Annotated in this window: 19 protein-coding genes; 7 read left to right on the forward strand and 12 right to left on the reverse strand. The window is 64.3% G+C overall.

Features of this window, described 5'->3' with window-relative positions; all coding sequences use genetic code 11:
- Positions 1 to 50: 50 nt before the first annotated feature.
- The 6 genes from ACDA63_RS03010 to uraH all read right to left on the reverse strand — a co-directional run bounded on the left by ACDA63_RS03010 (position 51) and on the right by uraH (position 6,124).
- Complete coding sequence (locus ACDA63_RS03010; protein ID WP_373661691.1) at positions 51 to 812, reverse strand: SDR family NAD(P)-dependent oxidoreductase; 762 nt, start codon at positions 810 to 812, stop codon at positions 51 to 53.
- Between the two features lie 58 nt (positions 813 to 870).
- Entirely contained in the window at positions 871 to 2,748 is a 1,878-nt protein-coding gene (locus ACDA63_RS03015; RefSeq protein WP_373661692.1) for a TRAP transporter large permease subunit, read from the reverse strand.
- A gap of 122 nt (positions 2,749 to 2,870) precedes the next feature.
- Positions 2,871 to 3,896 (reverse strand): TRAP transporter substrate-binding protein, encoded by a 1,026-nt coding sequence (locus ACDA63_RS03020; RefSeq protein WP_373661693.1) that lies wholly within the window; start codon positions 3,894 to 3,896, stop codon positions 2,871 to 2,873.
- A 235-nt stretch (positions 3,897 to 4,131) separates the two neighbouring features.
- Positions 4,132 to 4,401, reverse strand: a complete 270-nt coding sequence (locus ACDA63_RS03025) for a hypothetical protein (protein WP_373661694.1) — start codon at positions 4,399 to 4,401, stop codon at positions 4,132 to 4,134.
- A gap of 146 nt (positions 4,402 to 4,547) precedes the next feature.
- A complete protein-coding gene (locus ACDA63_RS03030) occupies positions 4,548 to 5,765 on the reverse strand; it encodes a urate hydroxylase PuuD (RefSeq protein WP_373661695.1) in 1,218 nt (405 codons plus the stop codon).
- A complete protein-coding gene (uraH, locus tag ACDA63_RS03035) occupies positions 5,765 to 6,124 on the reverse strand; it encodes a hydroxyisourate hydrolase (protein ID WP_373661696.1) in 360 nt (119 codons plus the stop codon). The genes ACDA63_RS03030 and uraH overlap by 1 nt, the downstream gene beginning before the upstream one ends.
- A 222-nt stretch (positions 6,125 to 6,346) precedes the next feature.
- Here uraH and uraD point away from each other — a divergent pair, with 222 nt between their 5' ends.
- Together uraD and ACDA63_RS03045 are read left to right on the forward strand one after the other, a co-directional pair.
- Positions 6,347 to 6,856: a 2-oxo-4-hydroxy-4-carboxy-5-ureidoimidazoline decarboxylase gene (gene uraD, locus ACDA63_RS03040; RefSeq protein WP_373661697.1), complete on the forward strand. Its 510-nt coding sequence runs from the start codon at positions 6,347 to 6,349 to the stop codon at positions 6,854 to 6,856.
- A 148-nt stretch (positions 6,857 to 7,004) separates the two neighbouring features.
- Positions 7,005 to 10,328 carry a DUF2126 domain-containing protein gene (locus ACDA63_RS03045; RefSeq protein WP_373661698.1) on the forward strand — a complete coding sequence of 1,108 codons (3,324 nt, stop codon included), beginning with the start codon at positions 7,005 to 7,007 and terminating at the stop codon, positions 10,326 to 10,328.
- Here the strand turns inward: ACDA63_RS03045 and qseC are convergent.
- Positions 10,306 to 11,691, reverse strand: a complete 1,386-nt coding sequence (gene qseC / locus ACDA63_RS03050) for a quorum sensing histidine kinase QseC (protein ID WP_373661699.1) — start codon at positions 11,689 to 11,691, stop codon at positions 10,306 to 10,308. The two genes, ACDA63_RS03045 and qseC, sit on opposite strands and share 23 nt — an antisense overlap.
- On the reverse strand, positions 11,688 to 12,350 hold the full coding sequence (locus ACDA63_RS03055) for a response regulator (protein ID WP_373661700.1): 663 nt from the start codon (positions 12,348 to 12,350) through the stop codon (positions 11,688 to 11,690). The genes qseC and ACDA63_RS03055 overlap by 4 nt, the downstream gene beginning before the upstream one ends.
- A gap of 203 nt (positions 12,351 to 12,553) precedes the next feature.
- On the opposite strand from ACDA63_RS03055, the gene ACDA63_RS03060 reads away from it, so the two are divergent.
- A complete protein-coding gene (locus tag ACDA63_RS03060; protein ID WP_373661701.1) occupies positions 12,554 to 13,867 on the forward strand; it encodes a ferric reductase-like transmembrane domain-containing protein in 1,314 nt (437 codons plus the stop codon).
- A gap of 79 nt (positions 13,868 to 13,946) precedes the next feature.
- Here the strand turns inward: ACDA63_RS03060 and ACDA63_RS03065 are convergent, their stop codons facing one another.
- On the reverse strand, positions 13,947 to 14,945 hold the full coding sequence (locus ACDA63_RS03065; RefSeq protein ID WP_373661702.1) for a LysR substrate-binding domain-containing protein: 999 nt from the start codon (positions 14,943 to 14,945) through the stop codon (positions 13,947 to 13,949).
- Between the two features lie 124 nt (positions 14,946 to 15,069).
- Positions 15,070 to 16,023 (reverse strand): alpha/beta hydrolase, encoded by a 954-nt coding sequence (locus tag ACDA63_RS03070; RefSeq protein ID WP_373661703.1) that lies wholly within the window; start codon positions 16,021 to 16,023, stop codon positions 15,070 to 15,072.
- 121 nt (positions 16,024 to 16,144) lie between these two features.
- Between ACDA63_RS03070 and ACDA63_RS03075 the strand changes: the two genes are divergently transcribed.
- The 4 genes from ACDA63_RS03075 to ACDA63_RS03090 are packed head-to-tail and all read left to right on the forward strand — an operon-like array spanning position 16,145 to position 20,393.
- Positions 16,145 to 17,335 (forward strand): efflux RND transporter periplasmic adaptor subunit, encoded by a 1,191-nt coding sequence (locus ACDA63_RS03075; protein WP_373661704.1) that lies wholly within the window; start codon positions 16,145 to 16,147, stop codon positions 17,333 to 17,335.
- Positions 17,332 to 18,048 (forward strand): ABC transporter ATP-binding protein, encoded by a 717-nt coding sequence (locus ACDA63_RS03080; protein WP_373661705.1) that lies wholly within the window; start codon positions 17,332 to 17,334, stop codon positions 18,046 to 18,048. The genes ACDA63_RS03075 and ACDA63_RS03080 overlap by 4 nt, the downstream gene beginning before the upstream one ends.
- A 15-nt stretch (positions 18,049 to 18,063) precedes the next feature.
- The gene (locus tag ACDA63_RS03085) at positions 18,064 to 19,227 is read left to right on the forward strand and encodes an ABC transporter permease (protein ID WP_373661706.1); all 1,164 of its coding nucleotides are present in this window, start codon (positions 18,064 to 18,066) and stop codon (positions 19,225 to 19,227) included.
- Positions 19,227 to 20,393, forward strand: a complete 1,167-nt coding sequence (locus ACDA63_RS03090) for an ABC transporter permease (RefSeq protein WP_373661707.1) — start codon at positions 19,227 to 19,229, stop codon at positions 20,391 to 20,393. The genes ACDA63_RS03085 and ACDA63_RS03090 overlap by 1 nt, the downstream gene beginning before the upstream one ends.
- Before the next feature lie 10 nt (positions 20,394 to 20,403).
- Here the strand turns inward: ACDA63_RS03090 and ACDA63_RS03095 are convergent, their stop codons facing one another.
- Both ACDA63_RS03095 and secF read right to left on the reverse strand, forming a co-directional pair.
- Positions 20,404 to 21,009, reverse strand: a complete 606-nt coding sequence (locus ACDA63_RS03095) for a hypothetical protein (RefSeq protein WP_373661708.1) — start codon at positions 21,007 to 21,009, stop codon at positions 20,404 to 20,406.
- Between the two features lie 112 nt (positions 21,010 to 21,121).
- Positions 21,122 to 22,060 carry a protein translocase subunit SecF gene (gene secF, locus ACDA63_RS03100; RefSeq protein ID WP_373661709.1) on the reverse strand — a complete coding sequence of 313 codons (939 nt, stop codon included), beginning with the start codon at positions 22,058 to 22,060 and terminating at the stop codon, positions 21,122 to 21,124.
- Positions 22,061 to 22,121 lie beyond the last annotated feature (61 nt).

The raw sequence follows: 22,121 nt of genomic DNA on the forward strand, positions 1-22,121 counted from the left end.
TTCAACAAGCCACCGTCCGGCCAGGACAGAGCCCGACGGTGCGTGCTTTGTCAGGCGCAGTAGACGCCGCCGTTTATGTCGATGGTTTCGCCGGTCACGAATCCGTCGTATTCCGAGGCGAGGAAGACGATCGGGCGCGCAACGTCCTGCACATCGCCAGCGCGGCCGAGCGGAATGCCACGGATCGTCTCGTCGGCGGACTCCCTGGTGGTGTGAACGTTGTGGAAGCGCGTGCCAAGAATCAGGCCCGGTGCGACAGCATTGACGCGTATGCCTTGCGGGCCCAGTTCCGCCGACAGCGCACGCGTCAGGGTCAATACGGCGCCCTTGGTCATCGAGTAGACCAGCGAGCCGCCGTGTCCGCCCTTACGACCGGCGAGCGAAGCGAGGTTGACGATGGATGCGCCGCCGGACTTCGCCAGATGGGGCACGGCCTCGCGCGTCACCAACATCATGGTGGTGAGATTGATGTCGATGACTTTCTTCCAGAAACTCATGTCGACGGCTTCGAGGTGCCGCCTCTCCACCAGCCCCCCCACGTTGTTGACCAGTACGTCGAGCCCGCCGAGGAACGAGACTGCGCGGTGGACCATCTCCACGGCCGCCGCTTCATGCGTCAAATCGGCCTGGAAGTACTGAGCCTTGCGCCCCAGCGATTGGGCCAGGGCAACCAGTTCCTGCGGGCCTTCCTCGCCGGAAAAATAGTGAATGGCAATGTCGCAGCCGGCCTTGAGCAACCCTTCGGCCACGGCCTTGCCTATGCCTTGTTCCGCGCCGGTGATCAATGCGCGCTTGCCTGTCAACGAGCCCATCTGTTTCCCTTTCTCTGACGTTCAAAAAATGCATATCGAATCGATGCGTGGAGGCACATCAGGTGACGTAACCCATCAGTTTCGGCAGCCAGGTGGTGAGCGACGGCACCAGCGCCAGAACCAGGAGACCCGCAATGAGAATGACCCAGTACTTGACCATTGGCCTGATCACGTCTTTCATGGAGACGCCGCAGATGCCGCACGTGGCGTAGAGCCCCAGCCCGATAGGAGGCGAGAACAGGCCCAGGCCCATCGAGAGCACGACGAGAATCCCGTAGTGCAGCGGGTTGTAGCCCAACTGCAAAGCGATGGGCACGAGGATCGGGGCGAAGATGATCAGTGCCGGGGCGCCTTCGAGCACAGCACCGAAGAGGGTCACGATGACGATGGTCAGCAACATGAACAGCCACGACCCATGACTGGACCCGATGCTGCCCAGGAGGTGTGCGATCTGCTGCGGAATCATCTCGATGGTCAGGGCATAGGACAGGCTGCCCGCCGCGGCCACGATGAACAGCAACATGCCCGACTTTGCGGCCACGTCCACGAAGAGCTTGATCGTCGCTTTGAATGTCAGCTCGCGGAAGGCCAGACGCCCGACGATGATCGCGTATACGACGGCAAAGGCCGATATTTCGGTAGACGTTGCAATGCCCGCCATGACGCCGCGACCGATCATGAGCACCATGATCAAACCAACGGCCGCGCCGATGATGAGTTGCCTCATCGGCATGAGGACCGGATAGGCATCCTTGACGTTGACGCGCTGGCCGAAGACTGCGGCGGCCACAAGCAGGCACAGCATGAGGAACGCAGCCGGAACGAGGCCGGCCACGAAGAGCGCGCCAATCGAGATGTTGGCCACGAAGCCCATGACGATCAGATTGACGCACGGCGGGATCGCTTCGGCCATGACGGCCGACGCGGCAAACAGCCCCGCCATGTCTTCGCTGCTTTGTTTTGCGCGACGCACGGCGGGCATGAGCACACCGCCAACGGCGGCCACATCGGCCAGCTTCGAGCCCGAGATGCCGGAGAAGAAGGCCATGGATAGCACGGTTGTGATTCCCATGCCGCCGCGCACCCGGCCCATACCGCGAACGATGAGTTCGACCAGGCGGGAGGACATGCCATTTACCTCCATGGCAGCCCCTGCCAGCAGGAAGAACGGAATCGCCAGCAGTACGAAGTGATCGACCCCCGCAGCCACTTGCTGCGCAAAAAACGCAAACGGAAGCGAAGGCTGACTGGTGAAGAACACCATCGCAGAGATCGCGAGCGTGAAGGCAATCGGTACGCCGGCGAAAATCCCGAGCGCAAAACAGGCGAGCATCAATAGCGCGGGCGCACTTGCCGGGTCGGGCGCCGTTTGAAGAAAGACGTAGCCCGCCAATGCCAGCACGCCGACAGCCACAGCCGCGCCGATCACCAAGCGCGGACGGGCCTCCAGCGCGTGCTGGAGCGAGGCGACCATCATCACGATCGCACCGAGGAGTACCGGTGCAACGTAGATGACTTGCGGCAGTCCGGTCTCGGTCGTCTGAGCGAGGGCAGCCTCCACCAGTAGAAGGCTGGACCAGCTAAGGCCCACCGAGACGACGAACAACACCCAACGGCTCATGTGCGAGATGTACTCGCGCACGCCCGCCGGTAGCCAACCGAGAAACAGGTCGATGCCGAGATGGCCGCCGCGCCCTGTCGAGGTCGCCACTCCGCAGAAGACCAGCGTGACCATCAGCGCCCGAGCGACTTCTTCGGCCCATTCAATGGGCGTATGGAGCATGTAGCGCCATATGACCGACATGAAAACGACGATGACGTCTGCAAACAGAGCGACGGCGCCGATGACGGCAGTCAGTGTCGTCAGTGAACGGCTCAGACTGTGAAGGACAGTGAGTCCGGGTATCAGGTTTTCTGTCCGGGAATCGATAGACATGATGCATCCCATGCAGGAGGACCAATCGGAGGCCGATGAGGCTCATCGGCCGCGAGGCATTGCGCGGCGTCGGACCGGGGCGAAGTGCGCCTCCGCCCGGTCGCGATAGCCAGAACAACGTCCTATTTGTTTTCGGCGGCTTGAATGGCTTCGAGGATGGGGACCGTCGAGGGATTCTGTTGCGAGAAAGTCGCCCAGACGGGTTTGACGGCCTGCCGGAAGAACGCACGATCGGTCTTTTGGACCGTCACGCCACGCGCCTTCAACTCGTCGAAGGCTTTGGCTTCTGCGGTATTGGCAAGCTTGCGCTCGTAGGCCGTGGCTTCAGCAGCGGCTTCGAGGAAGCCTGCCCGCATATTTTGCGGAATACGCTCGAACGAGGCGCTGTTGATGTTCACCACGATCGGGTTGTAGATATGCTGGGTCAGCGTGCAGTACTTCGCGATCTCGTAGAACTTGCTCGAAAGAACCGTTGCCGAGTCATGTTCGAGCCCGTCGATGACGCCCATCTGCAGGCCCGAATACACTTCGCCGCCCGGCATCGGAATGGGCGTCGCCCCCATGGCCTTGAGCGTGGCAATGAAGTTGGGCACAGGCAGCACGCGGATCTTCACGTTTTTCAGATCGGCCGGAGCATTGATCGGTTTGCGCGTGTAGACATTGCGCGCGCCGAGGCTGTAGCCGAAGCCCAGCGGCTTGACGTTGGCCTTCTTCATCATGAGCTTGGAGATCAATTCCCCCGCCTTGCCGTCGAGGGCGCGTCCCACGTGATCCGAGTCCTCGAACAGATAGCCCAGATCCAGTACGCCGATTTCCGGCACCAAGGTGGACCAGATGGAAGTGCCGGACGCCATCATGTCGATGGCGCCCAGGCGCACTTGCTGAACCGCGTCGGCTTCTTTCCCCAGCATTGCATTGGGAAAGTAATTCACTTTGATGGCGTCCTTGAATCTGCTCTGCAGATTGGATTGAAACCGCTCGAACCACACGTAGTGAGCGGAGTTGGCATCTGCAGGCAGTGAGGAATACATGCGCAGCGTCACTACCGGAGCCGCCTGCGCCCCATGTAGACCGAACGCGAACACCATCGCCGCTGCGCAGGCGTGCACGACGCCACGAATCGACCGCTTGTTTGTGGATTTGATCATGGGACCCTCCTCCTGTTTTTCACTCAGACATGACGACACAAGCCGCCCACGGCGGTGTGCGCCGGGTTCGAACTTGAGTCTACTGTAGCGTTTCAGTGAAACGTTACAGAAGGATTTTGTCGGATGTTGACGCAAATTAAGTAGGCTGCAAGCGGGGATTTTCGGCTGCTCAGGAGGCATTGAAATTGCGTGCGGGGACGCCCCCGACTGGCCACACAGAGCCCCGTCAGCCGGCTCACGGGGGACAAAGCGGCTGATCCGGCCAGGGGACATTCAGGCGGGAAAACGATATGCGCACATCGAGCGTCAGCGCGATGCGAGTCTGAGAGAACTCACAGCGCTGCGAGTCCTGCGACAGCGCAAAGGGATGGTGGGTTACTGTTTGCGACAGCGCGCCATGGATCGTCGCCTCGCCCACCTTGCGGCGAATGTGACACGTGCGGGCGAATGCTGCGGTATCGCTCTCCACCAGCGACCGCACGACGAATGCGTAGCCCTGCCGCACTCGCGATGTCGCTGACACTGTGATGTAACGGGAGATTCATGAACGCCAGCGCTTTGTGCGCAGGCCGAATATGCGTTGCGGGCAAACTCCCGGCCGCCGGGACCCCAGCAAGAAAGCGCCTTCAAATAGCCGCCACAAGCCGGCAACTAAGGCTTGGCGCCCGCCTCCACCCATGCGGCCACCTTCGCCCGCTCTTCATCCGTCATCGCCGTGACATTCGCCAACGGCATGGCCTTGAGCGTCACCACCTGCGTATACATCCGCTGCGCCTGAGAGGTGATCCGTTCGGGCGTATCGAACATCACCCCGGCCGGCGCCGAGGGCATCATCGTCGGCTTGGCGGCGTGGCAGGCCACGCATCGCTGCTGCATGATGGTCGTCACCTCGGCCAGCGTCACCGGCGCGACGGGTGCCACCGCGGCTGCACTGCTCACGGCAGCAGGCGCGGCGACGGGGCGCGGAGAAACCCATGCGAACACGCCCAGCAGAATGACTCCACCCACGATCGGGTACGCGAGCTTCACCTCGCCGCGGTGACGCAGATTGAAGAAATGACGGATCAGCACCGCCGCGATCATGATCAGCGACAGCACCAGCCACGACTGCGGATGCGTGTACGTGAAGGCGTAGTGGTTGCTGATCATGCAGAACAGCACAGGCAGCGTGAGGTAATTGTTGTGCACGCTGCGCTGCTTGCCGCGCTTGCCGTGGATGGCTTCGGGCAACTCGCCCTTCTGCATGGCGGTGACCATTTTCTTCTGGCCCGGAATGATCCAGAAGAACACGTTGGCCGCCATCGTCGTGCCGAGCATGGCGCCCACGTGGATGAACGCCGCACGGCCCGAAAGAAAGTGCGTGAGCACATAGGTGACAGCCACCACGAAGGCGCCGTAGATGATGCCGAACAGCAACTGGCTGCGCTCGATGAGCAGCCGTGCGAGCAGGTCGTAGACGATGTAGCCGACGATCAATGTGCCCAGCCCGATGTCGACGGCGTCCGACGTTGAGATCGACGACACCGCCGGGTCGATCATGTACACGCTGGCCTGAAAGTAATACAGCACTGCGATGAGCAGAAAGCCGGTGATGAAGGTCGAGTACGCCTCCCACTTGAACCAGTGCAGGTCCTCCGGCAGCGTCCTGGGTGCGACGAGGTACTTCTGCGGGTTATAGAAACCACCGCCGTGCACGGCCCACAGTTCGCCGCCGACGCCCTTTTCCTTGAGCACCGGATCGGTGGGCGCCGTCAGGTGGTTGTCGAGCCATACGAAGTAGAACGACGCACCGATCCACGCGATGCCGACGATCAGGTGCAGCCAGCGCAGGCACAGGCTGGCGACTTCGATGAGATACCCGGTGTCCATCAACTTCCCCTGTACGTGCTATAGCTCCACGGCGAGACCAGGAGCGGGACGTGGTAGTGCGCCGCGGCGTCGGCCACGGCAAAGCGCAGCACCACCACGTCGAGGAACGGTGGCTGCGGTAACGCCGTGCCCTGCGCGCGGAAGTACGCGCCGGCGTCGAAAAGAAGTTCATAGAACCCAGCCTGCAGCGCGTCGCCGGCAAGCAGCGGCCCATCGGTGCGGCCATCGTCGTTGGTCGCCCCTTCACGCAGCAGGGTGCGTGCGCTGGCTTCCGAATCGGCAAGCCGATAGAGCCGGTAGCGCATGCCGGCGGCCGGACGGCCGTGGGCGGTATCGAGCACGTGGGTGGAGAGTCCCATGACAAAGTCCTGTTGCGAGGCTTGAATCGATTATAGGAGCGGGGCCCGAGCTGCCCGCGAATACACCGTATGTGCGCGGGCACATGTCACGGACGGCATCAGGCGCCGGTCCCATCATGCGCGGCAGACAAGTTCGATATAGGTGACGATGGATTGCCCGGGCCGCGGGCTGCTACTACGCTGCCATCAAGACGACAAGAACCGCAGACAGGCCCCTTCGCCATGACGACCCTGCAGTCACTCTCCAGCCTCGACCGGGACGCTTTCATCGCCGCACTCGACGGTATCTTCGAGCATTCTCCATGGGTTGCCGACGCAGCCTGGGAAAAGCGCCCCTTCGGCTCATTCGAGGCCCTGCGCGATGCACTTCTGTGTGCCATGCGGGAAGCCGGGCACGCGCGACAACTGGCGCTGGTGCGTGCCCACCCGGAGCTGGCCGGCCGCGCCTCGGTGCGTGGGGAATTGACCGCGGAGTCCAGCCGCGAGCAGGCCGGCGCGCGGCTCGATGCGTGCACACCGGATGAGTTTGCCCGGCTGCAATCCCTCAATTCCGCGTACAACGCCAAGTTTGGCTTTCCATTCATCATGGCGGTGCGGGGCCACGACCGGCAGCAGATCATCGAACGTTTCAGCCAGCGGCTGGCCAACGCGCCGGAAGTGGAATTCGTCGAGGCACTGCGCCAGATCGAGCGTATCGCCACCCTGCGATTGACCGATCTGGTGCAAGGCTGAGCGATACACCGCCGCCACACGGGCGGTGCGCAAAGAGCTGCAACACAAGCGCCATAAGCTGGGCTTGCCCGATGGTCCGCCACCATCGCCAGCATGCATCTTGCTTTGAAAGTGGCACCCACCCCCGGCCCGCTGCGGAGAGCGAATCGTGTCGATCCACGTCAAGCTGAACCACGTCACCCACTACCGCTATGACCGCCTGGTGAGCCTGTCGCCGCAGGTGGTGCGCCTGCGTCCCGCGCCCCACTGCCGCACGCCTATCCTGGCGTACTCGCAACGCATCACGCCGGCCGAACACTTCATCAATTGGCAGCAGGATCCGCAGAGCAACTACCTCGCACGGCTGGTGATCCCCGAGAAGACGCGCGAATTCCGGGTCGAGATCGACCTCGTCGCCGAACTGTCGGTCATCAACCCGTTCGACTTCTTCCTCGAACCCCACGCCGAGAAAATCCCTTTCGCCTACACCGCCGAACAACTGCGCGAATTGCAGCCGTACCTGGTGCGCCAGCCGCTCACCCCGTTGTTTTCGAAGTACCTCGACGGCATATCGCGCGAGGCGCGGCCAAGCGTCGATTTTCTGGTCGAACTCAACCAGCGGCTGCAAGGCGACATCCGCTACCTGATCCGCATGGAGCCGGGCGTGCAGACGCCCGAAGAAACGCTGGAACGTGCATCAGGCTCATGCCGCGACTCGGGCTGGCTGCTGGTGCAGTTGTTGCGCCACCTCGGACTGGCGGCGCGCTTCGTGTCCGGCTATCTCATCCAGCTCGCGCCGGACGTGAAATCGCTCGACGGCCCGAGCGGCCCCGAAACCGACTTCACCGACCTGCACGCCTGGTGCGAGGTCTACCTGCCAGGTGCGGGCTGGATCGGGCTCGATCCGACGTCCGGTCTGTTCGCGGGCGAGGGCCACATTCCACTGGCGTGCACGCCCGAACCGTCTTCGGCCGCGCCGGTGTTCGGCTACGCGGACGAAGCCGATTGCGAGTTCGAACACACCATGCACGTCGAGCGCGTATGGGAGGCGCCGCGCGTCACCCGCCCTTACTCCGAAGACCAATGGATCGACATCGACTCGCTCGGCCGTCGCGTCGACGCCGACCTGTCGACCTATGACGTGCGCCTGACCATGGGGGGCGAACCGACTTTCGTGTCGGTGGACGACCGCGATGGCGCCGAATGGAACACCGAAGCCATGGGCCCCACTAAGCGACTGCTCGGCACCGACCTGCTGCTGCGGCTCAAGGATCGCTACGCCGCGCAGGGCCTGCTGCACTTCGGGCAAGGCAAGTGGTATCCGGGCGAACAGTTGCCGCGTTGGTCGCTCAATTGCTTCTGGCGCGCGGACGGCGAACCGATCTGGCGCAATCCTGATTTGCTGGCCAACGAACGGGGCGAATATGGTGCGGACGCCGAGCTGGCCGCACGCTTTCTGCGCGAAGTCGCCGCCACCCTGCGGCTGGATGCGGATTACGTTTTCCCGGCCTTCGAGGATGCCTGGTATTACCTGTGGCGCGAACGCCGCCTGCCGGCCAACGTCGATCCGTTCGACGCCCGGCTGGACGACCCCATCGAACGCGACCGCCTGCGGCGCGTGTTCGATGCTGGCCTGTCGGCGGAAGTCGGCAGCGTGCTGCCCATCGCCCGCCATCCTTCGGGCCCGGCGCGCTGGCAGACGGGGCCGTGGTTCTTGCGCAGCGAGCGCTGCTACCTGATCCCGGGCGACTCACCGCTGGGCTATCGCCTGCCGCTCGATTCGCAGCCATGGGCAAGCGCGACCGACTATCCGTGGGTGCATGCGCCGGACCAGACCCAGTTCTTCGCGCCCCTGCCCGCGTACACGAGCATTCGCCAACAACTCCGCGACACGTCCACACGCGACGGCTCGAGCGCAGCAGACAGCCTGCGCGAAGAAGCGACGGCGCGACGGCCGGCCGCGTTCGAGTCGGCAGGCTGGATCACGCGCACCGCGATGTGTGCGCAGGCTCGCGACGGTCGCTTGTACATCTTCATGCCCCCGCTGACGGCGCTCGAGGACTACCTCGAGATTGTCAACGCCGTGGAGAGCGTCGCCGAACGACTCAACGCGCCCGTCATCCTCGAAGGTTACGAGCCGCCCAAGGACGGACGGCTGCAGAGCTTCCGCATCACACCCGACCCCGGCGTGCTGGAAGTCAACATCCATCCATCATCGTCGTGGAACGAGCTCGTCGAACGCACCACGCACCTGTACGACCAGGCGCACCAGTCACGCCTGACCACGGAAAAATTCGCCCTCGACGGAAAACACGGCGGCACCGGTGGCGGCAATCACTTCGTACTCGGCGGCGCCTCGGTAGCGGATTCGCCTTTCCTGCGACGGCCCGATCTGTTGGCGAGCCTGATCGCCTACTGGCACAACCATCCGGCGCTGTCGTATCTGTTCTCCGGCCAGTTCATCGGGCCGACCTCGCAGGCGCCGCGCGTGGATGAAGCCCGCAACGATTCGGTGTACGAACTCGAAATCGCCTTCCGGGAAATCGCGCGCACCGAGGGCATGGCATCCACGCCGCCGTGGCTGGTCGACCGCATTCTGCGCAACCTGCTGATCGACGCTACAGGCAATACGCACCGCGCTGAATTCTGCATCGACAAGCTCTATTCACCCGACGGCCCCACCGGCCGGCTCGGTCTGCTCGAACTGCGCGCCTTCGAAATGCCGCCGCACGCGCGCATGAGCCTGACGCAGCAACTGCTGCTGCGCGCGCTGGTCTCGCGCTTCTGGCAAGTTCCATACGAGCCGCAGCGCCTCACGCGCTGGGGGACCGAACTGCACGACCGCTTCATGCTGCCGTACTTCGTGCAGCAGGATCTGAACGATGTCGTCACCGAGCTGCACGATTTCGGCTACCAGTTCGAGACAGCGTGGTTCGCGCCGCACATGGAATTCCGCTTCCCCAAGTACGGCAGTTTCGCGTCGCGCGGCGCAAAGGTGGAGTTGCGCGCCGCACTCGAACCCTGGAACGTGATGGGTGAAGAAGGCAACATCGGCGGCACCGTGCGCTACGTCGACGCCTCCGTCGAACGCCTGCAGGTGCACGTGCAGGGCTTGGCTTCAGATCGCTACGTGCTCACCTGCAACGGGCGCGAAGTACCGCTGGCGCCCACCGGCACGGTCGGCGAATTCGTCGCCGGCGTTCGTTACAAAGCGTGGTCGCCCGCATCGTCTCTGCACCCCACCATCGGCGCACATGGCCCGCTGGTGTTCGACCTGGTCGACACCTGGATGAACCGATCGATGGGCGGCTGCACCTACTACGTGGCGCATCCGGGCGGGCGCAACTTCGAGCAATACCCCGTCAACGCCTACGAGGCCGAAGGGCGTCGACTGGCCCGCTTCGCCGCGATGGGCCACACACCGGGCAAGATCGAAGTGACGCGTGAAGCCGTCAATCCCAATTTTCCGTTCACGCTCGATCTGCGGCGCTAGGCCGTACCACCGCCGCCACCAGACCGTGCGGCGCGCGGTTGTCCAGTTGCAGGCGCATGCCGTGAAGCGTGGCGATGCGCTCCACGATCGAAAGTCCGAGCCCGCTGCCTGTTTCGTTCTGGCCGGGCGGGCGGAAAAATCGCTCGCGGATGCGCGACATGTATGCCTCGGGTACGCCCGGTCCGTCATCGACCACGCGAATGCCTTCGGCGTCCAGCACCAGTTCGACATGCCCCCCGGCCGGCGTGTAACGCAGCGCGTTGTCGAGCAGATTGCGCAGCATGAGCCCGAGCAGCATCGCATCGCCGCGCGTCGCCGGCGGCAGCGCGGCGACCTGCAACGACAGCCCGATATCGCGCGATGCAGCCATCGGCGCCATCTCGTCCCTGGCGGATTCGGCCAGTGCGCGCCAATCGATCGGCTTGGCATCCGCGGGCATCTGCATCGGTCCCAACCGCGATAGCGACAACAGTTGGTCGACCAGTCGGGACGCGCGGTCGACGCCCTCGTTGAGGTTGTCGAGCGCTTGCGAACGCACCGTCGGGTCGCGCGCGATCTGGGCCACTTCGGCCTGCACGCGCAACGCCGCCAGCGGCGAACGCAATTCGTGGGCCGCATCTGCGATAAAGCGCCGCTCGCGGGTAAGCGTCTCCGCCACGCGGGCGAACAACGCGTTGAGCGCGTCGATGAGCGGGCGCACCTCGCTCGGCAGCCCCCTCGGAGGAATCGGTCTTGCGTCATCCGGCGCCCGCTGCCGAAGATCGCCGGCCACGCGGTCCAACGGCGCCAGCATGCGGCCGATGCCCCACCACACCAGCGCCAGCAATACCGGCAACGCAATCGCCCACGGCAGGAACTGGCTGCGCACGATGCCGAGCACGGTACTGCGCCGATAACCGATCTCCTGGCCGACCACCACGAAGAGCGAGCGATCGGCATTGGCCGCGTAGTACAGGCGCCAGGCATGGTGGCGACCGCCCAGCGGCTGCGTCATGAAGCCCTGCCGCGCCGGGTCGAAGGCATAGTCACCGCCGCTGCGCCCATCGCTGAAAAGGCGCGTGCCCTGCGCGTCGAAAATGGCAAAGCCCATGGCGTCGTCCGGCGCATCATCGTCGTTGCGATCCGCTCCGCGACGACGCAGGCGCAAGGGCCCGCGTTGCCGATCCTTGGCGGGACGGGAGACGAGATTCTGGATATCGGTGTCGAGCAGTTGCTGCGCCAGCAGCGTCTGCTGGCGATCGAATAGCTCGGACACACGGCTGCGCGTATCGCGGTAAGAGACGGCGGACGCGAGCACCCACGCCACGACGAGCACCACGGTGATGAGCAATGACAGGCACACGCGCAGGCTGGCGGGTCTCACGCGGGGTCCCCCAATCGATAGCCAAAACCGCGCACCGTGGTGATGAAATCGCGGCCGAGCTTGCGACGCAGATGGTGGACGTAGACCTCGATGGTGTTGCTGCCCACGGCTTCACCCCATGCATAGAGCTTTTCTTCGATCTGCTCCCGCGAGAGCACGCGTGTGCCAGCATTGAGGAACAACTCGGCCAGGGCGAGTTCGCGCGCGGTGAGTTCGACCGGCTTGCCGTCGAGCGTCAAGCTGCGTGCGGCAACATCGAGCGTGACGGCACCGTGCTGCAGGTTCGACTCGCTGTGTCCGTGGCGGCGGCGGATCAGCGCGCGCAATCGGGCGGCCACCTCGGTCAATGCGAAAGGTTTGGCCAGATAGTCGTCGGCGCCTGCGTCGAGTCCCCGGATGCGGTCATCGAGCGTACCCCGCGCGGTCAGGATCAGCACCGGCACATCGCGCCCCTGCCTGCGCCAGCAGGCGAGCACGTCCATGCCATCGACGTTGGGCAAGCCAAGGTCGAGTATCGCCGCGTCATAGTCGGCGGCGACCAATGCGGCCATGCCTTCGGCGCCGTCCTTGAACCAGTCGACAGAAAAACCCAACTGGCCCAATCCGGTCTTGATTCCGTCACCGATCAGACGGTCGTCTTCCAGCACCAGTATGCGCACGCGTCCTCCACCTCTTGGGGCCTTGTTGCCCGCCGCCATCACAACGCGCCCAGCTTAACGCAGCCTTAAGAACCAGGCTCCCGCCCGTGGCCACGCTCCTACATCTCGAAACATTTGCGCAACACTTTCTGCGTGGCGCTTAAGTGGAGCTTAAGACTCGCCCAAGACAATCGACCCATCCCCATCAACGCGAGGAGAGAACGATGAAACGCTGGGTACTCCCTGCCCTCGTCCTGGGCGTGCTGGCCTGGATGATCAGCCTGCCGGCCGAAGGCCTCGGCGGCACGGGTTTCTGGGCAATCCGCCGCGAAGCGCTCTTGCTGACCGGCATTGTGGCCTATCTGTTCATGGCCACGGCGATGGTACTGGCCCTGCGCCTGCCATGGATCGAACGACGCCTCGGCGGCCTGGACCGCAATTTCGGCCTCCACAAATGGCTGGGTATCGCCGCCGGGGTATTGGTCATTGGCCACTGGCTGTGCGAACACGGCGCGCGATGGCTGGTGCAGGCTGGCTGGGTCGAGCGTCCGTCGCGCGGTGGCGCGCGTCACGGGGCAGAATGGTTTCTCTCGCAGTTCAACGGACCCGCCCGCGAAATCGGCGAGATACTGCTGTATGTACTCATCGCCATGCTGATCATCGCACTGGTCCGGCTGGTGCCCTATCACTGGTTCCGGCGCCTGCACAAAGTGTTTCCGGTGCTGTTTCTCGCCGCCACCTTCCACAGCGTGGTACTGATGCCTCCGGTGTTGTGGCCGACCGTCATCGGCGTGCTGACGGCCATCGCCGCCGTCGCCGGAACCATCGCGGCGGTGCTGTCGCTGGCAGGCAGGATCGGCAGATCTCGCGCGCACGGAGGCGTCGTCACAGAAGTCCGCCGCCTCGACGACGAAGTCATCGAGCTGCATTGCACGCTCGAAGGCACCGGCATGGCACATCGTCCGGGCCAGTTCGCGTTCGTGACGCTGGACGGCCTGCGCGACCCGCACCCCTTCACGATGAGCTCATCGGGCCATGACCCGAATACGGTGAGTTTCGTCGTCAAGACGCTGGGTGATGACACGCAACGCATGATGCAGCAATTGCAGGTTGGCACGCGCGCCAGCATCGAAGGTCCCTACGGCGCGTTCGACTTCCGCGAAGAAGAGCAAGGCCAGATATGGGTCGGCGCAGGCATCGGCGTGACTCCGTTCCTGGCGCGCCTGGAACACCTGGCAGCGCACCCGGCACGCGCCCCCCGGTCGATTCACTTTTTCTGCTGCGCACCGGCAACCTCGCCCTTGGCCGAACGCATCCGTTCGCTATGCCAGCGTGCTGGCGTCACCTTGCACTGGATCGACCAGGCGCGCGACGGTTCGCTCGACATGCAGCGCATCGAGCGCGTGGTCGGACACAACACACGCAACTCGATGTGGTTCTGCGGCCCCGGCGCATTCGGCAAGCTGCTCGCCCGCGGCTGGGCACGCCTCGGCCGTCGCAGCGGAGACTTTCATTGGGAGCGGTTTGCCATGCGTTGAACGGCAGGTGATTGGCCGGACTGTTCAAAAAAAACGCGGGCATGCCCGCGTTTTTCGTTTCGACACTCACAAAGGCAGCCTACGCCGTCACCGCTCGCGTACCTTGCGACGCATACACCGGCCGGATGGCCGGCGGCGGCGCGACGACGCCGAGCGCGGCCTGGCGAGTGGCCTGCACGATCTGGTCGCGGAACCAGCGGCACTCGTCCGAGTAGTGCTTGCGATCGTGCCACAGCAGATAGAAGCTCATCTTGGGGAATTCCACGGGCGCCGTCGACACGGCCAGTGGCAGCAGGCGCGAGAAATGGTCGGCGAACACGCGCGGGCCGGTAAAGACCATGTCGGTCTGCATCAGCATGTACGGCGCCAGACCGAAATACGGCACGTAGGCGACGACGTTGCGCTTGAGGCGTTCGCGCGCCAGATGCAGATCGATGACGCCGCGCTGGCCGACGGCGTAGGGCGTGGGCACGATGTGTTCGGCGGCCAGGTATTCCTCTGGCGAGATGCGGCGTTCGGACAGCGGATGGCCCTTTCGGGTCAGGAAGACGATCTCGTCTTCGAACAATGGCTGGATGCGCAGATGGTCGGGCGGCTGCGGCCAGTTGCCGATGACGACGTCCAGGTCGCCGCTTTCGAGATCGCGGGCGTAGTCGTGGTCCGGGCCGAGCGAATGGAACATCACCTGTGAATGCGGTGCGAGCTTGCGCAGGCGCGCCACGATGTCGCCCAGCAGGACGGCGTTCAGGTAGTCCGGCGTGGCGATGTTGAAGACGCGCCGCGATTGCTGCGGATCGAAGCGCACCTGCTTCACCGCGATCGATTCGATCTGCTGGAGCGCGATCTTGACCGGTTCGAGCAGCCCGGCGCCGCGTTCGGTCGGCGTCATGCCATTGCGGCTGCGCACCAGCAGTTGGTCACCGGTGATGTCGCGCAGCCGGCGCAGCGCAGTGCTCACGGCCGGCTGGGACTGATTCAGGCGTCGTGCTGCGCGCGACACGCTGCACTCGGTCAGCAGCGCATGCAGGACACGCAACAGATGCACATCGATCGATTCCCACGAACAGCCGCTTGCCATGATGACCTCCTTGATTGGTTAGCCATCTAATGCAAAAGCTGTTCCACGTGATCGAAAGGCCCGTGGGACCTGTGTTGCCGCGCGCCGGCTCACCGCCAGAGTGCAGCCCGCGCACGCGCGCCCCTTATTGGGGCATGGCGCTGGATGCGCCGCGCACAGCCTGCGCGATTTCGTCGAGTGCGTCGTCGGTGGCGGCGAACAGTCTCGCCATCGACAGGAAGCCGTGAATCATGCCGAGATAGCAGACGTGGCGAACCGGCACGCCGGCCCCTTCCAGCCGATTGCCGTAGGCGATGACGTCGTCGACCAGCGGATCGCATTCGGCCGAGACCACCAGCGCCGGGGCGAGGCCACGATGATCGGTGGCGCGCAGCGGCGAGGCGCGCCAATCGAGGTAGTCCGCGCTCGATGGCAGATAGTTGCGCTGGAACCACGCGATCGAATCGCGATCCAGAAAATGCCCCTCGCCCCACCGCGCGTGCGAGGGCGCCTCGCTCAACTGATCGGTCGACGGATACACCAGCACTTGCAGCCGGGGTTGCACGCCGCCCGCGTCACGCGTCATGAGACTCAGCACGGCGGCGAGGTTGGCGCCAGCGGAATCGCCCGCCACCGTCACGCGGGCCGCATCCAGCCCGTGCTCGGCGCCGTGTTGCTGGGCCCAGCGCCATGCCATCCACGCATCGTCGACGGCAGCCGGGAAAGCGTTCTCCGGCGCCAGCCGATAGTCCACCGCCAGTACGGCACAGTCGGCCCGCCGCGCGATGGAACGGCACACGCCGTCGTAGCCCGCGACGTCGCCCAACGTCCAGCCTCCACCGTGAAACCACAGCACCACCGGCTGCAGAGCGTCGGTGCGGGTGCGATACAGCCGCGCGACCAGGGGCCCGCCGGCCAATTCGCGGCGGGGCAGTTCCAGATCGGAGATCGAAGCCACGTGCTCCAGCTCGCCGCGATAGGCGTACAGCAGCTTGTGATAGTTGTGACGGGCGATGTCGAGAGGTTGCTCAAAGAGTCGTGGCGCCTCGATGCGATGGAGCATGTCGAGCAACTGGCGCGCTTTGGGGTGTACGGGCATGGCGCGCAGTGTGCCCGCGTGCGGCGTCGTCCGCAAACGACAGGCATCGCCCCATTTGTCCGCATCCCTCCATGGGGGCCGCTCGCAGCTTTACAATCATTTCCTTTTTGGCTTGCCGATCATGGCCCAGGACGCTCTCGACGCATTGCGCATCGATCGCAGCAAGACGCCTCGCAAACGCCGTTCGCGCAAATGGTGGTGGATTGCCGCCATCGCCGTCCTGCTGGTTGCGGCCGGTGTCCTCGCGCAGCGCAATCGCCCGGTTGAAGTCGACACCACGCGGGTCACCCAGGCGTGGCCGGCGCAATCGATCACCCGGCTCAACGCCACCGGCTACGTGGTTGCCGACACCAAGGCGGCGGTGGCCTCCAAGGGCGCGGGCCGACTCGAATGGCTCGGGGTGCGCGAAGGCAGCGCAGTCAAGGCAGGTGAGATCATCGCGCGGCTGGAGAACTCCGACATCCGTGCGCAGATCGCGCAGGCGCAGGCCAATGTCGAAGCCGCCCGCGCGCGCCAGACCCAGGCGGAGGCCGAACTGGTCGACGCCAACTTCAACCTCAAGCGCCAGCAGGATCTGCAGGCCCGCAACTTCGTTTCGCAATCGGTGGTCGATGCGGCCGTCAATCGCGCACACCAGGCGCGCGCCACCGTCGGCGCGCAGGCCGCCGCCGTGCGCGCGGCCCAGGCTGCCGTACGCGAAGCGCAGGTGGCGCTGGACAACACCATCATCCGCGCGCCTTTCGCCGGCGTGGTGCTGACCAAGCAGGCCGACGTCGGCGACGTGGTCGCCCCTTTCAACGCCAGTGCCGACTCCAAGGGCGCGGTAGTGACGATGGCGGACCTCGACACGCTCGAAATCGAAGCCGACGTGTCCGAGACGAGCCTGTCCAAGGCGCACCTGGATCAGCCGTGCGAAATCCAGCTCGACGCTCTGCCCGAGCTGCGACTGATGGGCCACGTGTCGCGCATCGTACCGACCGTCGACCGCACCAAGGCAACAGTCAAATTCAAGATCCAGTTCGATGAACATGACAAACGCGTGCTGCCCGACATGAGCGCCAAGGTGGCGTTCCTCGAACGTCCATTGCAGCCAGACGAACGCACGCCGCGCGTGGCCGTGGCGGCGGATGCCGTGGTGGACGGCAAGGTGTTCGTGTTGAACGAAGGCGTCGTGCGCGCCGTGCCGGTGAAGACCGGCCGCAAGATGGCGGACCTCGTGGAGGTCTCTGGCGTGAAGACCGGCGACGTGGTCGTGCTCAAGCCCGCACCGACGTTGCGCGATGGCGCCAGGGTGGTGGAGAAAAAGTCTTGAGCGACGTCACGGGTACCGGCGATGAAGTTGTCATTCATCTGAACCACGTCGGCAAGCATTATGTGCGCGGGGGCGAAATCGTACCCGTGCTGGCGGACATCCACTTCGACATCCTGCGCGGCGACTTTCTTGCGCTGATGGGGCCGTCGGGTTCGGGCAAGTCGACGCTGCTCAACCTCATCGCCGGGCTGGATCAACCCAGTTCGGGCCAGGTCATCATCGACGGCGTCGACATCGGCGAACTGGACGACACCGCGTTGGCGGACTGGCGCGCGGCGAACATCGGCTTCATCTTCCAGTTCTACAACCTGATGCCGGTGCTCTCGGCGCTCGAAAATGTCGAACTGCCCCTGCAACTGACCAACCTGCCCGCACGCGAACGCCGCGAACGCGCGCTCACCGCGCTCGAACTCGTGGGGTTGGGGGACCGCGTGAAGCACTATCCCTCCGAGCTTTCCGGCGGACAGTTGCAGCGTGTGGCGATTGCCCGCGCCATCGTGAGCGACCCCACGCTGCTCGTCGCCGACGAGCCCACGGGCGACCTCGACCGCAAGTCCGGTGAAGAAGTCCTGGCGCTGATGCAACGGCTCAACGAGACGCTGGGCAAGACCATCATCATGGTCACGCACGACCAGAAAGCGGCCGACGCCGCGCACGCCGTGCGGCATCTCGAAAAAGGCGAGTTGTCGGCGCTGGTCATCAACCAGCGATGAACGCGGAGCGCTGATTTGCTCGCCCTGATCCTCCGCTGCGCATTGCGCAACCCGCTCCGCCACCGCTTGCGCACCACGCTGACGGTGGCCGGCATCGTCGTGGCGATCCTGGCCTTCGGGCTACTGCGCACGGTGGTGTCGGCGTGGTACGCGGGGGCGGACGCGGCGTCGGACAAACGGCTCATCACGCGCAACGCCATTTCGCTGGCGTTCTCGATGCCGCTGGCCTACGCCGAGCGCATCCGTGGCGTCGAAGGCGTCACCGGCGTGTCGTGGGCCAACTGGTTCGGCGGCATATACATCGACGCGCGGAACTTCTTCCCGCAATCGGCGGTGGATGCCGAAACGTATTTCTCGCTGTACCCGGAATTCGTCCTGCCCGAAGAGCAGCTCACCGCGTTCCGCCGCGACCGCCGCGGCGCGGTGGCCGGCGCCAAACTGGCTGCCCGCTATGGCTGGAAGGTGGGTGATGTCATCCCGATCAAGGGCACCATCTACCCGGGCAACTATGAATTCGTGCTGCGCGGCATCTATCACGGCGCACGCAGCAGCACGGACGAAAACCAGTTTCTCTTCCAGTGGGAATTCCTCAACGAGCGCATCAAGCAACTATCGATGGCGCGCGTGAATCAGATCGGCGTGTTCCTCGTCGGCATCGATGAACCATCGCACGCGGCGGCGGTGTCGAAGCGCATCGACGAAACCTTCCGCAATTCGCTGGCCGAGACGCTGACCGAAACCGAGAAGGCTTTTCAGCTTTCGTTCGTGGCGATGACCGGCACCATCGTTAACGCCATCCAGTTGGTGTCGTACGTGATCATCCTCATCATCATGGCGGTGATGGCCAACACCATGGCGATGTCGGCGCGCGAACGCACGCGTGAATACGCCACGCTCAAGGCGCTGGGCTTTCGGGGCTGGGTGGTGGCGAGCCTGATCTATGCCGAATCGATGGCGATTGCATTGGTAGCCGGCGGCATCGGCATCGCCGCGACGGGCCCGGCAGCGCGTTTCGTGGGCAGCAAGCTGGATGCGATCTTTCCGATCTTCAACGTATCGCCGGGCACCATCCAGCAACAATGGGCGGCCGCACTGGTGATCGGCATCACCTCTGCGCTGATCCCCGCACGGCGCGCGGTACGCGTAAAGATCATCGACGGCTTGCGGCAGGTGTTGTGATGAAGCGTGTGCCGCTCTCGTACATCTGGCGCAATCTGGCCACGCGCAAGCTGACGACGGTATTCACTGCGGGCGGCATGGCGCTGGTGGTGTTCGTATTCACCGCCGTGCTGATGCTCGAAGCCGGGTTGCGTTCGACGCTCGTCGATACCGGCCGCACCGACAACGTGATGGTGATCCGCGCTGCGTCGGAAACCGAAATCCAGAGCGTGCTCGATCTGACGCAGTCGGCCATCGTCAGCACGCAGCCGCACATCGCGCGCGATGAGTCCGGTCGCGAGTTGCTGTCAAAGGAGAGCGTGGTGCTGATCTCGCTCACCAAGAAAGGCGGCGGGCCGGCCAATGTGTCGATCCGCGGCACGCACGAAATCAGCCTTTCACTGCGGCCGCAGGTGAAGCTGGTCGAAGGTCGCATGTTCCGACCGGGCAGCAGCGAGATCGTCGTCGGCCGCAGCATTCGCGACGGCTTCGAAGGCGTCGCACTTGGGCAATCGCTGCGTTTTGCGCGACGCGACTGGCAGGTGGTGGGCATCTTCGATGCCGGCAAGACCGGTTTCAACTCGGAGCTTTGGGGAGACGCCGAGCAGATGATGCAGTCGTTCCGGCGCACCGCGTATTCGTCGATTCTTTTCCAGCTCGATTCGGCCAGTGCGTTCGATGCGGTGAAGAAGTCGCTGCAAGACGACCGTCGCCTGACGGTCGAAGTGAAGCGCGAAAACCAGTTCTACGCCGACCAGTCGAAGGTCATGGCCGGCTTCATCAGCATCCTCGGCATGACGTTGTCGATCATTTTTTCGATCGGCGCGATCATCGGCGCGATGATCACCATGTATGCGGCCGTGGCGAGTCGCACCGCAGAGATCGGCACCTTGCGCGCGATCGGTTTCCGCCGCGGCAACATCCTGGTGGCGTTCCTGATCGAATCGTTGCTGCTGTCGTTGTGCGGCGGGCTCGCCGGATTGCTGGCGGCCTCTGCCATGCAGCTCGTGTCGGTATCGACCATGAACTGGCAGACGTTCTCGGAGCTGGCGTTCTCGTTCACGCTCACGCCGCGCATCGTCGTGACGAGCCTGGCGTTTTCGCTGTTCATGGGATTCCTGGGCGGCGTGTTGCCGGCGTGGCGGGCGGCCCGGCTGAAGATCGTCGACGCGCTGCGGTCGAACTGACGCTGTGGGTTCAATGCCCAGGCGTCGAGGCCGTCATCGGCGGGACTTTGTCGCTCAACACCGGGGCACGGGCCGGATCGAAGTCGCTCCAGCGCCCGTCATGCCATCGCCCTAACGCCTGTTCGACGTCTTGCCCGCCATGCTGCTGCAGCGTGGTGGCGATGGCGGCTTCATTGCTGCCTTCCGCGTCGCGCGTGACATGAACCGCCAGCAGCACACCGGCATGTCTTACACCAAGATCGCGGCCGACGCGCGGGCTTTTTTCTGCGTCGTGCATGCCCGACAGCGCCCCCATCAAGGCGCCGCAATAGGCGCCAACGCCCCCGGTGGCGGCCGCCGCGATCCACGGCACGTCGGTCAGCATCAGGACCAGTGCGCCGACGGCGACGCCGACCACAGCACCCACCGCCACGCCGATCCACGCCGAGCGATGCGCCGAGCGCGCCCCGCGATCGGCAACTTCGTCCCCGCCCGTAGCGATGCGGTTGTTCTGGCCGGGAGGATTGACGTAGAAGATGGATACGTCGGCCTCGGCCACGCCGCGCGCGAACAATGCGCGCGCCGCCGATTCGGCTTCGTCGAACGTGGTGAAGCGCGCCGCGACGATGAGTGACATGGCAGGCTCCTTCGTAGCTGGTTTCACCTGCGATGCAGCACGAAGCGTTCCCACGGTCGACAAAAAAAGGCCGGCATATGCCGGCCTTTCTGCGATGCTGCGTCTGCGTGGATCAGACGACGGCTTCCTGTTTTGCCTTGGGCTGCTTGACGAACTGTTCGCGCGACACGCCCAGCCACATGACCAGCGGACACGCCACCAGCACGGATGAGTAAATGCCGAAACAGATGCCGATGGTCAGCGCCATCGAGAAGTAATGCAGCGTCGGGCCGCCGAAGGCCAGCATCGACAGCACCATCATCTGCGTGCTGCCGTGAGTGATGACCGTACGCGAAATCGTGCTGGTGATGGAGTGGTCGAGCACTTCCGGCACCGACAGGTGACGCATGCGGCTGTTGCGGAAGGTTTCGCGCACGCGGTCGAACACGACCACGGATTCGTTCACCGAGTAACCGAGCACGGCCAGCACCGCAGCCAGCACAGGCAGCGAGAACTCCCACTGGAAGAAGGCGAAGAAGCCCAGGATGATGATGACGTCGTGCAGGTTGGCGAGAATCGCCGACACTGCGAAACGCCATTCGAAGCGCACCGCGAGGTAGATCACGATGCCCAGGATCACCAGCAGTAGCGCCAGCGAACCGTCTTCAAGCAGTTCCTTGCCGACCTGCGGGCCGACGAACTCTACGCGGCGCAATTCGGGTTGCGGGCCCGACAGCGTCTTGAGTGTTTCCATGACCTTGGCGGAAATCTGCGCGGAGGTCTCGTTGGGGCGCGTCGGCACGCGGACCATGACGTCGCGTGAGGTACCGAAATTCTGCACTGCCACGTCCTGGTAGCCGGCCTTGGCCAGCACCTCGCGAATCGGCTCCAACTGCGGCGCCTCGGCGTAGTTCAGCTCCATCACCGTGCCGCCGGTGAACTCCACCGACAGGTGCAGGCCACGGTGGAACAGGAAGAACACCGCCAGCAGGAAGGTGACCACCGAGATCGCGTTGAAGATCAACGCGCGCCGCATGAACGGGATGTCTTTCTTGATGCGGAAAAATTCCATTTTTTCGTCTCTTCATCTGCGGGCGCCGGCCTTGCCGGCACCCATCGAGTCCAGTTGTGCG

Source organism: Uliginosibacterium sp. sgz301328 (assembly GCF_041807905.1).
Lineage (GTDB): Bacteria > Pseudomonadota > Gammaproteobacteria > Burkholderiales > Rhodocyclaceae > JBGVSA01.